General features: G+C 68.7%; 13 protein-coding genes. 6 read left to right on the top strand and 7 right to left on the bottom strand.

Annotation, left to right across the window (positions count from 1 at the left end; all coding sequences use genetic code 11):
• Positions 1–20: 20 nt before the first annotated feature.
• From AB0H50_RS05385 to AB0H50_RS05375, 3 genes are read right to left on the bottom strand one after another with little or no spacing between them, the layout of a single operon-like run.
• Positions 21–1,061 (bottom strand): NAD(P)-dependent alcohol dehydrogenase, encoded by a 1,041-nt coding sequence (locus AB0H50_RS05385; protein WP_357447313.1) that lies wholly within the window; start codon positions 1,059–1,061, stop codon positions 21–23.
• 14 nt (positions 1,062–1,075) lie between these two features.
• Positions 1,076–2,227 (bottom strand): serine hydrolase domain-containing protein, encoded by a 1,152-nt coding sequence (locus AB0H50_RS05380; RefSeq protein WP_357447046.1) that lies wholly within the window; start codon positions 2,225–2,227, stop codon positions 1,076–1,078.
• A 4-nt stretch (positions 2,228–2,231) separates the two neighbouring features.
• On the bottom strand, positions 2,232–3,599 hold the full coding sequence (locus tag AB0H50_RS05375; RefSeq protein WP_357447044.1) for an NAD(P)-binding domain-containing protein: 1,368 nt from the start codon (positions 3,597–3,599) through the stop codon (positions 2,232–2,234).
• Between the two features lie 181 nt (positions 3,600–3,780).
• On the opposite strand from AB0H50_RS05375, the gene AB0H50_RS05370 reads away from it, so the two are divergent.
• Positions 3,781–4,398 carry a TetR/AcrR family transcriptional regulator gene (locus AB0H50_RS05370; protein WP_357447310.1) on the top strand — a complete coding sequence of 206 codons (618 nt, stop codon included), beginning with the start codon at positions 3,781–3,783 and terminating at the stop codon, positions 4,396–4,398.
• A 164-nt stretch (positions 4,399–4,562) separates the two neighbouring features.
• Entirely contained in the window at positions 4,563–5,312 is a 750-nt protein-coding gene (locus AB0H50_RS05365) for a DUF6319 family protein (RefSeq protein ID WP_357447041.1), read from the top strand.
• Positions 5,313–5,378: 66 nt separating this feature from the next.
• Here the strand turns inward: AB0H50_RS05365 and AB0H50_RS05360 are convergent, their stop codons facing one another.
• Both AB0H50_RS05360 and AB0H50_RS05355 read right to left on the bottom strand, forming a co-directional pair.
• Positions 5,379–6,932, bottom strand: a complete 1,554-nt coding sequence (locus AB0H50_RS05360) for a GGDEF domain-containing protein (RefSeq protein WP_357447038.1) — start codon at positions 6,930–6,932, stop codon at positions 5,379–5,381.
• The gene (locus AB0H50_RS05355; RefSeq protein WP_357447035.1) at positions 6,932–7,297 is read right to left on the bottom strand and encodes a hypothetical protein; all 366 of its coding nucleotides are present in this window, start codon (positions 7,295–7,297) and stop codon (positions 6,932–6,934) included. Before AB0H50_RS05355 ends, AB0H50_RS05360 begins: the two co-directional genes overlap by 1 nt.
• 381 nt (positions 7,298–7,678) lie before the next feature.
• Between AB0H50_RS05355 and galK the strand changes: the two genes are divergently transcribed.
• The 3 genes from galK (at position 7,679) to AB0H50_RS05340 (ending at position 10,996) form a co-directional block, all read left to right on the top strand.
• Positions 7,679–8,791, top strand: a complete 1,113-nt coding sequence (gene galK, locus AB0H50_RS05350) for a galactokinase (protein WP_357447032.1) — start codon at positions 7,679–7,681, stop codon at positions 8,789–8,791.
• Between the two features lie 210 nt (positions 8,792–9,001).
• The gene (locus tag AB0H50_RS05345; protein ID WP_357447307.1) at positions 9,002–10,738 is read left to right on the top strand and encodes a sodium:solute symporter family protein; all 1,737 of its coding nucleotides are present in this window, start codon (positions 9,002–9,004) and stop codon (positions 10,736–10,738) included.
• A gap of 12 nt (positions 10,739–10,750) precedes the next feature.
• A complete protein-coding gene (locus AB0H50_RS05340) occupies positions 10,751–10,996 on the top strand; it encodes a hypothetical protein (RefSeq protein WP_357447029.1) in 246 nt (81 codons plus the stop codon).
• Between the two features lie 224 nt (positions 10,997–11,220).
• On the opposite strand, the gene AB0H50_RS05335 is transcribed toward AB0H50_RS05340, so the two are convergent.
• Positions 11,221–11,691, bottom strand: a complete 471-nt coding sequence (locus AB0H50_RS05335) for a DUF4383 domain-containing protein (protein ID WP_357447026.1) — start codon at positions 11,689–11,691, stop codon at positions 11,221–11,223.
• Here AB0H50_RS05335 and AB0H50_RS05330 point away from each other — a divergent pair.
• Positions 11,690–11,821: a hypothetical protein gene (locus AB0H50_RS05330; protein ID WP_357447023.1), complete on the top strand. Its 132-nt coding sequence runs from the start codon at positions 11,690–11,692 to the stop codon at positions 11,819–11,821. The genes AB0H50_RS05335 and AB0H50_RS05330 overlap by 2 nt on opposite strands.
• A gap of 21 nt (positions 11,822–11,842) precedes the next feature.
• Here AB0H50_RS05330 and AB0H50_RS05325 read toward each other — a convergent pair whose 3' ends face one another.
• On the bottom strand, positions 11,843–12,553 hold the full coding sequence (locus AB0H50_RS05325; protein WP_357447021.1) for a hypothetical protein: 711 nt from the start codon (positions 12,551–12,553) through the stop codon (positions 11,843–11,845).
• Positions 12,554–12,635: the final 82 nt, after the last annotated feature.

The following is a 12,635-nucleotide window of genomic DNA, read 5'->3' as shown; positions in this document are numbered from 1 at the left end:
CGTTCGTGCGCGGTCCGGGTTCACGGGATCAGGACCGCTCGCCCGCGGATCCGCCCGTCCGCCAGGCGATCGAGCGCTTCGCGGCCGTCGTCGAGCGCGAAGATCTCGACCTCGACCCGGAGTCTGCCCGATCGAGCCAGCGCCACGGACTCGATCAGATCGGATTTGGTGCCGCCGTATGACTTTCGCACCGTGGCTCCCCACGGCCAGCCGGATCCGCCCGCGGGGGCCGCGGTGAGTTCCGGCGCGCCGCCGCCGAGCCCGACCATCCGGTACGCGCCGTTCGGCGCCACGCACTCGACCGCGAGGCGCGCGGTCTGGTCGACGCCGACGAAGTCGAACACCGCGTCCGCGCCGCGTCCGCCGGTCCGTTCCAGGATGGCCGCGGCGGTCCCTGCGTCGGCGAGCAGTCCTTCGTGGGCGCCGCACGCGTCCGCCACCGCCAGCTTCTCCGCGCCGACGTCCACCGCGATCACCCTGGCCGCGGTGGTGGCGGCGAGGATCTGCACGGCGACGTGACCGAGCCCGCCGACCCCGATGACGACGGCCGTCGCGCCCGGCCGCAGCTGGTCGCGCGCGCCGTCGATCGCGTGATAGCTCGTCAGCGCGGCGTCGGCGAGCGGCGCGGCCTGGGCGAAGTCCAGCTCGCCGATCGGCACGAAAGCCGTCGCGGGGATGCGGATGTACTCCGCCATGCCGCCGTCGGGACCGAGCCCGGGGCACGGCGGCATCGCCGTGCGCCCCGCGGCCAGGCATACGTTCTCGTTGCCGCGCACGCATTCCCGGCAGACGCCGCACGACCAGCACAGGTAGACGACACCGCGGTCGCCGACCTTCCTGGCCGTCACCCGATCGCCGATCTCGACGACCGTGCCCGCCACCTCGTGACCGAGCGTCAGCGGATCGTCGCGCAGCCGGAACGGAATCTCCAGCACGTGCAGGTCCGAATGGCAGATGCCCGCCGCGCCGACTCGCAGCAGCAGATCGTCGGGCCCGATCGACGGCACCGGCACCTCCCGCAACTCCAGCGTGCCGGGCCCGGTCAGCTGGAGCGCCCGCATCGTGTCGCGCCGGGTCATGCCGCCACCTCCCGAACGGCCGCGTAGGTCGCGCGCAGATAAGCGTCGGCGCGGGCCGAGCCCATGATGCCCGGCTCCATCTTGTTCATGGTGTAGGCGAACGTGAGACGGTGATCCAGGTCGTTCACGACGATCGCCCCGCCGTATCCGGCCCACCAGCAGACCCGGCCCTCGGGCACCGCGGGCGCGGTCTGCGGATGCGGCAGCCCGTAGCCGATGCCGAAGCGCAGCGGCACGAGCAGCGCTTGGTCGACGCCGTCGGACTGCTGCTCGAAGATCAGGTCGATGGTCTTGTCCGACAACAGTTTCCGTCCGTCCAGTGTGCCCCCGCAGGACACCAGGGACTGCACCCGCGCCACCGAACGCGCGTTGCCATGGCCGTTCACCGCGCCGATCTCGGCCTCCTGCCATCCGGCGGTGGCGGTCTCGGCGACGTCGAGCAGCGGACTCGTGAGGGTCTTGACCAGGATGCTGTCCTGGTCGAGCGCCGACATGTCGAACTGCAAGGCGGGCGGCGGAATCAGCGGCGCGATGCGCGGGTGGTGCTCGAGGCCGGTGCCGATATGGAAGTCGGCGTCGAGCGGCCCGGCGAGTTCCTCGGCGAAGAAGCGGCCGAGGCTGCGCCCGGTGACGCGATGGACCACTTCGCCGACCAGGTGGCCGTAGTTGAGTGCGTGATAGCCCGAGGCGGTGCCGGGCTCCCACCACGGCGGCTGGGCGGCCAGGCGCGCTGCCGCCGCGCGCGCGTCGAAGATGTCGGGCAGGTCGATCGGCGGCTGCCACCCGGAGACGCCGGAGGTGTGCCCGAGGATGTGCCGAATCTCGATGTCGCCCTTGCCGTTCGCGCCGAACTCCGGCCAGTAGTGCGCGACCTTCTCGTACACGTCCAGCTCGCCGCGATCGACCAGTAGCAGCGCGCACAGCGCGGTCATGGTCTTGCTGATGGAGAAGACGTTCACGAGAGTGTCGCGCTGCCACGGCACGGTGCGGTCCTCGTTCAGGTGCCCGCCCCAGAGGTCGACCACCGGCTCGCCGTCGACGGTCACGCAGACGGACGCGCCGAGCTCGGCGCCGGAGGCCAGCTGGCTTTCCAGCTCCTGCCGGACGCCGTCGAAGGGTTCGGCGCAGTAACCCGAGGTGCTCGTCATGGCCTCACACCCGTTCCAGCGCTCGGGCGGGCACCGGCAGCGCGTGACCGGCCGCGGCCGCGCGCTTGGCGCCCCTGGCCATCTCCCGCTTCATATCGCGCACGTACGCCTCGAATTCGACCTGGATCGTGTGGCGCGGCGAGTCGTAGTAGCGCCCCGTGCGCGCGGCCTCCGCGGTGCGGATGTCTTCGCGCATCCCGTCCGGGTCCGGCGGCAGATATTGACCGGTCAGGTACGCCGCGACCAGCTTGCTCTGCTGTTCTGCGAAGTTGACCAGCGTGGGGAGCGGCTGGGCGAGGCCGAGGTAGAAGAGATTGTCGATGCCGGGTTTCATCATCTGCTTGAACAGCGGCAGCCGGTTCCGGTTGTCCGGCAGCAGTTCCGGGTCGGTGAAGAACGGGAAGCTGATGTGATAGCCGGTGGCGCAGACGATCACGTCGGCTTCCTCCACGCTGCCGTCGGCGAAGCGCACCCGCGGACCCTCCAGCGCGGTGATGGCGGGCTTGAACGTGATGTCGCCGCAGCCCGCGCGGTGCAGGAATTCCTCGCTGGCCGATGGGTGCGCCTCGAAGGGCTTGTGATCGGGTGCGGGCAGACCGTAGAACTCCATGTCGCCGCGGAACTTGCGGACGAAGCGCTGCTTCATCTTCAGCCCGAGCTTGCGCGGAATCCACGGCGGCATGCTCCGTTTGTCGCCCACCTTGCCGTGCACGTATTTCGGCAGCACCCACACGCCGCGCCGGGCCGAGACGGTCAGCCGCGCGGCGAGGAAGCGCTGGGACAGCTCGGAGGCGATGTCCAGCCCCGAATTGCCCATCCCGACCACGATCACGCGTTTGCCGCGCATGTCGACCGGGTCGAACGGGTCGTTGTAGGCGTGGCTGTGCATGAGCACACCGTCGAATTCGCCCGGGTAGTCCGGCATTCTGGGATCCCAGTGGTGCCCGTTGCACACCACCAGCGCGTCGTAGGCGCGGGTGCGGCCGTCGGAGGCGGTCACCAGCCAGCGCCCGTCGGGCTGTCGTTCGGCCGCGGTGACTTCGGTGTCGAACAGGATCTTGTCGCGCAGGCCGAAGTGGTCGACGTAGTTCTTGAAGTACTCGAACAGCTGCGAGTGGTGCGGGAAATCGGGCCACTCGCCGGGCACCGGATAGTCCTCGAAAGCCAAGCGCCACTTGGACGTATCGATGTGCAGGCTCTGGTAGCAGGCCGACATGCCGTTCGGGTTCTTGAAGTACCAGTTGCCGCCGACCTCGTCGCTCGCCTCGAAACAGTCGAACGGAATGCCGTGGTCTTGCAGGCGTTTGGCGGCGGTGATCCCCGACGGTCCTGCGCCGATGACACATACCCGGGGGAGTTGTTGTGGAGTCAAAGTCGATGTCCTCGTCTCGAGCTGCCGGCGTCGGTGGGCGCGGGGAGGTGGCCGCGAACACCGCGGGAGCCATTCGCCACCGAAGTGACGTAGGCAACAAATTAACACTCGCTAGACTACCTGTCTAGTGAGTGACAAGATGTCTACTGGAAGTGCCGACGAGACGGAGTTACCGTTCACCATGCCGACCAAATCGAAACCGGCCGGGCTGAGCCTGCGCGACGAACAGAAGCTGCAGACCAGGGCCAAACTGCTGGAGGCCGCCAAGGCTTTGTTCGGCGCCAACGGGTACGCCGCCGTGCGGGTCGAGGAGATCGCCGCCGCCGTCGGGTGCAGCCGCGCCACCTTCTACCTGCACTTCACCGGCAAGCTGGACATCCTGCGCGCGGTCGCCGCGCAATCCACCGCGCCCACCGCGCTGCACTTCTACGAGGATCTGGACCGGGTGCTCGACGTCGGCACGCGTGAGGCCTTCGTCGGCTGGATGAACCGGGCCATCGCCTGGTTCCACGAGTACAAGGACCTGCTGCCCGCCTGGGACGAGGCGACCACGCTGGAACCGGAGTTCCGCGAGATCGCCAGGCAGGGCATCGCGGCACTGCCCAACGCGATGACCTCCTACCTGGCCCGCTGGCCCGCCGAGCGCAGGGACGAGGCCCGGCTGCGCGTGGAACTGCTTGTCGCGCAACTGGAACGGTTCTTCACCCGGTGGGCGATGCAGGGGACCATCGATGTCGACGCCGACCAGGCGGCCGAGGTGCTCGCCGACATCTGGTTCCCCGCGCTCCAAGCGCCATGATCGTCGCGCCGCGCGGCACAACGCATCGTCCGTAGCCCTGTGTTAGCTGCGAGGCGCGGGCCGGGTCGCGGCGGTACGAATTCGCGACGCCGTGCGAATCTGTCGGTGGCGTGCGGCATCATCTGTGCACGCAGACATCAACGAAGACCGCTCGGAGTGCCCCCATGCCGTCGCCAAGTACCAAGCCCAAGCCGTTGTCCGACATCGAGATCGAGCAGATCGCCGCGGAGATCGCGGGTGGTCGCCCGCCCATGGTCTGGTTCACCGCCGCAGCCGTCGGTGTGCCCGAAGGGCGTTCGGGCAAGGTGGTCGCGCTCGGTGACCCATCCGACGGCGACTTCCTGCAAGTGCGGCCGACCGGTTCGAAGGATGTACTGTCCTTTTCTCCGACCGAAGTGACGTTGACCAAGCCGTCGCGGGACAAGGCGGCGACCGCACCAGCCAGCCAGCCGAAGTCGACAACCAGGAAGGACTCCACTGTGACCCAGCCGTCGACCACGACGAGCGCACCGGCACCGACCGTCAGCCCCGCGCCTGCTCCGCCCGCACCGAAACCCGTTGCGCCGACGGCGGAATCGAGCGGCCCTGCCGCGACGCCCAAGCCGGCGGTCGCGCCCAAGCCCGCGAAGGCGGCCGCACGCAAGCCGAAGTCGGCGGAGGTCACCGTGACGCTGTCCGGAACGGCCGACGGCGAGTGGACGGTCGAGGTGGTCAACGGCAAGAAGCGCTCGGTGCGCGGGCTCCCGGTGAACAGTTCGGCGGTCGCGCAGGCGGCGAAGATCCTGCACCCCGAGGTGGCCGAAGTGGTCTCCGGAGTGCTGGAGGCGGCGCGCGGCGCGCAACGGGCGAAGGTCGAGCAGTTGCAGGCCGAGCTCGAGGAGGCCAGGCGACTGCTGGAGGAACTGGCCGACTGAGCTGAGCCCGGACGCTCGGCGGCGTGGATCGCACTGCGGTGCGCGATTGCCCGGCGGTCGCGGTATCTAGACCGCGGTGCTCTCCGCGTTGGAGCGCCACTTCCGTGATCGAGGCTCGGATGCGGCGACGGGGCGGCTCGCGGGCAGCTGCGGGTGCCGCAGATCGTCGTGGAAGGCGTAGCCGAGCGAGTACTCCTTGGCGTGGTACATCGCCGAATCCGCGTCCCGGATCAGGTCGTAGACGGTGGCCTCGGAGTCGCGCCGACTGTCGCACGCGATGCCGACACTCGCGGTGATCGGCACTTCGCCCGCACTCAGTTCGAAGGGGCGGACGAAGGCCCCGAGCAGTCGCTCGGCGAGCACGGCCGCGTCTTGCTTGTTCAGCGGAGCCAGCACCACGAACTCGTCGCCGCCGTATCGGGCGACCGCGTCGTCGCGGCGCACCACCCGCCGGATTCGGGAGGCGGCGTTGGCGATCAGCTCGTCGCCGACGGCGTGACCGTAGCTGTCGTTGACCATCTTGAAGCCGTCCAGGTCGATGAACAGCAGGCACAGCGGCTGATCGCGCCAGTGCGCGCTGGTGCGGTCGATCACGCGGAGCAGGGCCGATCGGTTGAGCAGGCCGGTGAGCATGTCGTGGTCGGCCTGGTACTGCGCCCACCGCTCGCTGCGTGCGCTGCGCTGGATGGCCCGTTCGCTGCGCACCAGCACGCCGATGAGCAGCAGCGCGAACAGCGAGGACACCATCACCCGATCCACCGTGCCGAGACCGGAACCGACCACCGGCACCAGCGAGGCCACGATCAGCGCCACCGCGATAGAGCTGGCCCGCTGCCGGGAATGGTGCGGGTGGATCTGGCGCGGTGCGCCCAAACTCGCCATGGTCGGGTGCAGCGCGGCGATACCGACAGTGGCGTAGGCGATCAGCAGCGGCGTCAGCAGCACCTCGCGCCCGATCGTCGCGGTGCCTGCGGTCTCCAGGCTGTTGCCGAGATCGCCGACCAGCACGGCGACCATGGCCAGGTGCAGCAGCCGCAGCGACGTCTCCGAGCGAGTGGCCGTCGCGACCGAATGGGCGACCACGGTCAGCAGCAGGGCGTCGAGGATCGGGTACGCGGCGGCGACCACCGTGGTCAGGGTGGTCGCACGCGATTGCAGGATCGGCGAGATGAGAAAGGTCCACGAGGCCAGCAGCGCGCCGAGACCGATCAGCGCCGAATCCAGCAGCAGGTCGTAGTTGCCGCGCACTTGCCGGGGCCGCAGCCACAGCGTTGCGGCCACCCCGATGCCCAGATATCCGGCCAGCATGCAGATGTCGTCGAGCGGGCTGATCGCGCCATCGGTGAAATCGCGCAGCGTGGTGCCGAGCGCGAAGAGCACCGCCGACAGCGACAGCAGGTACCAGGGCAGCGGCTGGGCCGGGCGATGGCGCAGCAGCCCGCTGCCGATCATGGTGAGCGCCCCCGCGACCACCGCCAGCATCGTCATCAGGGTGAGCGCCCGTGACTCGAACACCAGCGGCACCGAGATCAGCGCAGTCCAACCCCCGAGCAGCGCAACGCACCAGATGTTCCCGGTACAACAGCCGCGGTCGCCCGCCCGCTCTTCGCTGGATGTCATCAGCCCCCCTTGGTCGCTCCGGCCCCGGTGAACTGTGCGGCGTAGTACGTCTGTGAATCCTCCACCGCGACTTCGACGTTCGTCTGCTCATCGAGCGCCGCGCGGATCCGGTCGGCGAACGAGAGCTCAGTGTTGTTGTACGAGCAGATGTCCCAGCCGACCGCGGCGCGCTCGGCCACCAAAATCTGGACAACTGATTTGATCATGGCATGGAAGGCGCCCCCTCGTTGTGCACTTGGCGCAACGAGGGTGAATCCCGCGTAGTAGATCGCGTCGCGCGCGGCGTGCTCGGGGTAGCGCGCGGCGAAGTGGCCGGTGCGCTCGAGCATGGCGCGCGGCGGGATCACCGACGACAGGCGGATCAAAGTTCGCATCACCCACTCCCAACTCGCGCAGGGCCGCGTCGAAGGCCGACATCGCCGTCGGGCCCACCCGTGTCGCCGCGCCGATCCCGATCGTCAGTGGCGCCCCGGGGGTCTGCCGGTCGTCACGCTCCGGCCTGCCCAGGGGCCGGGAGTAGTCGATCGACCCACTGCAGCCCGAGCAGACCGCAGCGTGGGGTGGTGTGAATCATAGTGCCCTCCCAAAACTCTCGGCCTGAATTGCAGGCCGATAGTGCTTCGAATTCGACTGTGTGGCGCGACCGCGAATCGCGCACGCGCACCGGGCGAAAGCGATGCTGGGGCGGTGTGTCTCGTAACGTGTGGCACGACGGGCGAGCTCCGAGTCGACAGAGCGAGGCAGCAGTGCGGACATGGGTGGCACCGGGCCGGGTGAACATCATCGGCGAGCACACCGATTACAACGACGGTTTCGTGCTGCCCATCGCGCTGCCCCTGGTGACGCGCTGCGCGGCCGAGGCGACCGCGGACGGACTGGTCCGCGTCGAGTCACGGCAGCGGCCGGGGGAGGCGGTGCGGGCCGGGATCGACGAGCTCGCCGCGGCGCGTGATCGGCTGCCGGGCTGGGCGCGGTATCCGCTGGGCGTGGTCGCCGAGTTTGTGCGACGTAAGCACTCCGTTTCGGGCCTGGTGCTCGAACTCGACGGCGCGGTGCCGATCGGAGCGGGCCTGTCGAGTTCGGCGGCGCTGTCGTGCTCGGTGGCGATCGCGCTGCGAGATCTGTGCGCGCCCGGCGTCGCCGATCGCGAACTGATCGACATCGCGCGCACGGCCGAGAACGACTACGCGGGCGCCCCGACGGGTGTGCTCGACCAGTCGGCCGCCGTGCTGTGCACCGCGGGGCACGCGCTGTTCCTCGACGTGCGCCGCTTCACCGCGGGCGCCGCAGGCTACGAGCAGATCCCGTTCGACCTGGCCGCATTCGGTCTCGAGCTTCTGGTCATCGATACCGAGCAGCCGCACGAACTGGTGGACGGCGGCTACGCGCGGCGGCGCGCGCAGTGCGAAGCGGCGGCGGCCGAACTCGGTGTGCCCGCGCTGCGCGACGTCGCCGCGGAGGCGGACCTGGTGCGGATCGCGGACGCGGTCGCCCGGCGCCGGGCGCGGCACGTGGTCACCGAGAACGCCCGCGTCGTCGCGGTTGCCGAGAAATTGCGATGCGGTGCGGACCCGCGCGAGATCGGGCCGATGCTGGTCGCCGGACACGTCTCGCTGCGCGACGATTTCGAGGTCTCGACGGCCGCGCTGGACACGGCGGTGGCGGCGGCTGTCGACGCGGGCGCGCACGGCGCGCGGATGGTCGGCGGCGGCTTCGGCGGCAGCGCCATCGCGCTCGTCGACCGCGATCGGACCGAGACGGTGGCCGCCGCGATCGTCGAACGGTTCGCCCGTTCGGGTTTCGCCGAGCCGCGCACGTTCGTCGTGGTTCCGGCCGACGGGGCGCGCCGGGAATCCTGAGTACGGTTCGGCCTCGGGCGAATCCTCGGACCGATGGACTCGCTGAGCAACCGTCCAGGATTTGTTCGTGATTGTGCCCCACCGGTGCGGCACAATCACGCACAGTGGATGTCACGGACACCGCACGAAAGCAGGACCTAGCTCGACGCCCGGTTTCACACCAGGAGGGACGACGCTGTGTCGCTTGCCGATTCATCTTTCCTCAGCTCCGTGTGGCCGCGTGCGGGTGACCCTTCCGGCGCGGCGCCGCCGCGTTTCGAGGCGGCAACGACCCTGCGGCTGGACGCGGCGCCCGTCGACTATGCCCTGGTAGCACTGTATTTCGTGTTCGTGCTCGGCATCGGTCTGCTGGCCAGGCAGCGGGTGTCGTCCAGCATCGACTTCTTCCTGTCCGGCCGTTCGCTGCCCGCGTGGGTCACCGGTCTTGCGTTCATCTCGGCCAACCTCGGCGCGGTCGAGATCATGGGCATGTCGGCCAACGGCGCCGAGTATGGCTTCCCGACTTTCCACTACTTCTGGATCGGCGCGGTGCCCGCCATGCTCTTCCTCGGCGTGGTGATGATGCCGTTCTACTACGGCTCCAAGGTGCGCAGCGTGCCGGAGTTCATGCGCAGGCGCTTCGGCACCGGCGCGCACCTGGTGAACGCGCTGAGCTTCGCGACGGCCCAGATCCTCATCGCCGGGGTGAACCTCTATCTGCTCGGCTCCATCGTCAACGTGCTGCTCGGCTGGCCGCTGTGGGTGTCGGTGGTCGTGGCGGCGGTGATCGTGCTGTCCTACATCACCCTCGGCGGGCTCTCGGCCGCCATCTACAACGAGGTGCTGCAGTTCTTCGTCATCGTGGCCGCGCTGCTGCCGCTCACCCTGGTCGGGCTGAACAAGGTGGGCGGCTGGGATGGGTTGCGGGACAAGGTGTCCGCGTCGCCCGGCGGCGCGGAACAACTGGAGTCGTGGCCGGGCAACGCGCTGAGCGGATTCAGCAACGACTTCCTCTCGGTGCTCGGCATCGTGTTCGGCCTGGGCTTCGTGCTCTCCTTCGGCTACTGGACCACTAATTTCGTGGAGGTGCAGCGAGCCATGGCGACGCACTCCATCTCCGCGGCCCGGCGCACGCCGATCATCGGCGCCTACCCGAAGATGTTCATTCCGCTGATCGTCGTCATTCCCGGCATGATCAGCGCGGTGCTGGTGCCGCAGATGGCCGAGTACAAGCAGGCGGTGACGGCCGATCCGGACTACACCGACGACGTCACCTACAACCAAGCGCTGCTCTATCTGATGAAAGACGTGCTGCCCAATGGCCTGTTGGGCGTCGGGCTCGCGGGTCTGCTCGCGGCGTTCATGGCGGGCATGGCCGCCAACGTCTCGGCGTTCAACACGGTCTTCAGCTTCGACCTGTGGCAGCAGTACGTGATCAGGGACCGCTCGGACGGGTACTACCTCACCGTCGGCCGCGTCGCCACCGTCGGCGCCACGGTCGCGGCCATCTTCACGGCGTTCATCGCGAGCAGTTTCAGCAACATGATGGACTACTTGCAGACGCTGTTCAGCTTCTTCAACGCGCCGTTGTTCGCCACGTTCATCCTCGGCATGTTCTGGAAGCGGATGACGCCCACAGCGGGCTGGATGGGACTGGTCGCCGGAACCGGTTCGGCCATCGTCGTTTTCCTCATGCACGAGGCCGGAGTCTTCGAATTGTCCGGTCAGGGAGCGAGTTTCGTGGCCGCGGGCGCGGCGTTCGTGGTCGACATCCTGGTCAGCGTCGCGGTCACCCGGGTGACCCGGCCGAAACCCGCGGCCGACCTCATCGGCCTGGTCTACTCGGAGACCCCCGCATCGATGCGCACCGACCCGGAGGCCGGCAGGCTGCCCTGGTACCAGCGTCCGGTCCTGCTCGCGGGGATCGCGCTGGTGCTCGTCATCGCCCTGAACATCTTCGTCGGATAAGGAAGAACGCTCATGCTGTTCGATATCCGCACCATCGTCGGGGCCCTGCTCGGCTGCTACGGCGTGATTCTGGTGATCACCGGCTTGGCCCACTACACCCCAGCGGAGGAGGCCAAGACGGGCGGCATCAACGTCAACGTCTGGGCAGGCGCAGGCATGATCGCCGTCGCCCTGGCCTTCCTCACCTGGGTCCTGCTGCGTCCGGTCAAGCCCACGGAACCGCTCCGCACCGAAGACCAGCCGGCCCCGCCGGAGTGAGTGATCGCGTCCGAGCCCGCAGACCGAAACCGGCGGAACCGCATCGGCGGCCGCCCCCTGCGTCGACGATCACCGAGCACGCCGGAACGAGCGGGGCGGATCAGGAACCGGGGCGGGGGATGTCGCCGCGCCAAGCGCCTGTTTCGTGGCCCTGTAGGCGGTGTGGACCGGTACGTCGACGTCCACGGTGGCGGCCAAGGTGCTCATGAGTTTTCTTTCTGTGGTCAGTCCAGCAAGCCGGTGTGTCTGCGGCCGACGGTCAGGCGGGGCAATGCGAGGCCGAGGACGACCATGCCGGCTCCGAGCCCGAAGTGCAGCCAGTTGTCGGCGGTGTTGACCGGAACGAAGTTCGCGCTGCTGGCCTGATCTATGACCAACCCGTACAGCCACAGAACCAGATAGATCGCCCCGCCGCCGATCAGGAAGCCCGCGGCGGCGTTCGCCGCTCGGGACGCGAGCAGACCCGCGACGCCGAAGGCGAGGTGGACGATGTTGTGCAGGACGGACACCTGGAAGATCCCGAGAAGCTTTGCTTCGGAATGGTGTCCGGCCCAGTCGAGGGTGTCGTAGTCGGTCGTGATGCCCGGGATGAAACCGAGAACGCCGACCAGCAGGAAGACCGCGCCGACCGCGAAAGCGGCGATTCGCACGGGGGACCATTGGTTGGTCCGCGTGGTGGCGTCGAATGTTGCCATGGCAGACGCCTTTCTGTGTGCAGGCAACTGGTACACCGGCCGCATACCTGGGCCGTGCGCGGGCAAACGGGCGGCCAGGGACGCGGCGAACCCCGCCCGGCCGAAGGCCGAACGGGGTTCGCGCAGGTGAAGCGGGGTTTCTCTCGGCGGCTCACTTACCCTGGTCGAAGGGCGAGTTGATGGTGGTGAAGTACTGGATGGCCGCGCCGACGGCGACCGGTGCGGTCACGAAGATCTGCCCGGCGAGGGTGCCGAGGGCGCCGACGGCGAGGATGCCGCCGATGCAGCCGACAGCGGCGGCGGGGATGAAGGGGCCGAAAAGGCCGATGATGGTGGCCGAGGCGACGGTGGCGCCGACGATGCCGCCGAGCACGCAGCCGACGGCCCCGCCACCGAGGCCGCCGACCAGGGTGCCGATGCTCGCGCCCATGCCGATGGTGCTGGTCATGCGGGACCAGGCGTCCTTTTCCCTGTCGTATTCGTTCTTCCAGGGAGCCTTGTCCTCGAAGGGCAGCGCGACCGGCTTGTAGACGGCCTTGTCCATGGAGAGCTGCGGAGTGAGGGTGGCGGTGCGGTCGGCGATGTCGGCGGCGATGGGGAACTCGAATTCGTCGATACGGAACTTCAGCGGTGTTCCTGCGACGACGGTGCCGTCGGCGGCCTTGATCTTCAAGGCGTCGTCCTCGACGACGAGCGAGCCCGCGTCGATGGAGACGATCGAGGAAGTCTCTGTGGCGTTCGCCGTGTAGTTGATCGCGGCGGGAGCGGCGTCGGCGACCGGGGCCGCCGAGCTCGTGCCCGCGGCGATGCCGACCGCGCTGGTCAGGAAGGCGGCGGCGATGGCGAACTTGGTGATCTTCATGGTGCTGTGAATTCCTTGTGTTGTCTGGGGTGTCGCGGGGCGCGCGACAGGACGACGGCCATACCTACGACGAACCGGCAGG

Origin of the sequence: Nocardia sp. NPDC050793 (assembly GCF_040654065.1) — a bacterium.
Taxonomy (GTDB): Bacteria; Actinomycetota; Actinomycetes; order Mycobacteriales; family Mycobacteriaceae; genus Nocardia.
Note: the sequence above shows the minus strand (reverse complement) of the source record. Positions and strands in the feature narration are given on the sequence as shown.

Excerpts from the sequence above, each read along its gene's own strand:
- AB0H50_RS05385 (WP_357447313.1), bottom strand. The coding sequence starts at position 1,061 with ATGCGGGCGCTCCAGCTGACCGGGCCCGGCACGCTGGAGTTGCGGGAG.
- AB0H50_RS05380 (WP_357447046.1), bottom strand. The coding sequence starts at position 2,227 with ATGACGAGCACCTCGGGTTACTGCGCCGAACCCTTCGACGGCGTCCGG.
- AB0H50_RS05370 (WP_357447310.1), top strand. The coding sequence starts at position 3,781 with ATGCCGACCAAATCGAAACCGGCCGGGCTGAGCCTGCGCGACGAACAG.
- AB0H50_RS05365 (WP_357447041.1), top strand. The coding sequence starts at position 4,563 with ATGCCGTCGCCAAGTACCAAGCCCAAGCCGTTGTCCGACATCGAGATC.
- AB0H50_RS05360 (WP_357447038.1), bottom strand. The coding sequence starts at position 6,932 with ATGACATCCAGCGAAGAGCGGGCGGGCGACCGCGGCTGTTGTACCGGG.
- AB0H50_RS05340 (WP_357447029.1), top strand. The coding sequence starts at position 10,751 with ATGCTGTTCGATATCCGCACCATCGTCGGGGCCCTGCTCGGCTGCTAC.
- AB0H50_RS05330 (WP_357447023.1), top strand. The coding sequence starts at position 11,690 with ATGGCAGACGCCTTTCTGTGTGCAGGCAACTGGTACACCGGCCGCATA.
- AB0H50_RS05335 (WP_357447026.1), bottom strand. The coding sequence starts at position 11,691 with ATGGCAACATTCGACGCCACCACGCGGACCAACCAATGGTCCCCCGTG.
- AB0H50_RS05325 (WP_357447021.1), bottom strand. The coding sequence starts at position 12,553 with ATGAAGATCACCAAGTTCGCCATCGCCGCCGCCTTCCTGACCAGCGCG.